The organism is Paenibacillus sp. P4_A7 (assembly GCF_056402455.1).
The window spans coordinates 1-609 of the sequence record NZ_JBFUHJ010000918.1; the positions used below are offsets into that span (position 1 = coordinate 1).

Genomic DNA, 609 nt, shown 5'->3' on the forward strand with positions numbered 1-609 from the left:
TTTTTAATATATAAGAATTTATAAGTTTTCACTTATAAATGTGCTTATATATCTCCGCGAAACGAATGCTTTTGCCGAAGAGGACGGCGACAGCCGTTTACGCTTATTGCAAACTATAATATCAAAATTTTTTTCAAAAAAACTATTGCAATTCTAATAGATTCTGTGTAATAATACATCTTGTGTCTCACACATAACACGCGCCGTTGTAGCTCAACTGGTAGAGCAACTGACTTGTAATCAGTAGGTTGGGGGTTCAAGTCCTCTCGACGGCACCACTTCTTTCTCGGGACGTAGCTCAGCTTGGTAGAGCACCTGGTTTGGGACCAGGGGGTCGCATGTTCAAATCGTGTCGTCCCGACCATAGTGAACACAACAAACGAAATACATACATAAAACAAAGAAAGAAGCTTGATTGCTCAAGCTTCTTTCTTTGTTTTTATTTGTTCAGCTGCCGCTAGCAGCAGCTCCGCTAGATCATCAAATCCATTTTCAATCGCGTAATCGGCTGCTGTTCTCTCGCTGTCATCCGTTAAAGTAGAATTTGCTCCTGCATTTAATAACAACTGAGTGACCTCGATATACCCATTCGACGCTGCAGTCATCAAC

1 protein-coding gene and 2 tRNA genes are annotated in these 609 nt (G+C 41.2%); 2 read left to right on the plus strand and 1 reads right to left on the minus strand.

Features of this window, described 5'->3' with window-relative positions:
- Window positions 1-202: 202 nt before the first annotated feature.
- Both AC1DWN_RS34930 and AC1DWN_RS34935 read left to right on the plus strand, forming a co-directional pair.
- A tRNA-Thr gene (locus tag AC1DWN_RS34930) sits at window positions 203-278 on the plus strand.
- Window positions 279-287: 9 nt separating this feature from the next.
- Window positions 288-364: transfer RNA gene (locus AC1DWN_RS34935), tRNA-Pro, on the plus strand.
- A 55-nt stretch (window positions 365-419) separates the two neighbouring features.
- Here the strand turns inward: AC1DWN_RS34935 and AC1DWN_RS34940 are convergent.
- On the minus strand, window positions 420-609 hold a 190-nt coding region (locus AC1DWN_RS34940; protein ID WP_477563374.1), incomplete at its 5' end, for an ankyrin repeat domain-containing protein.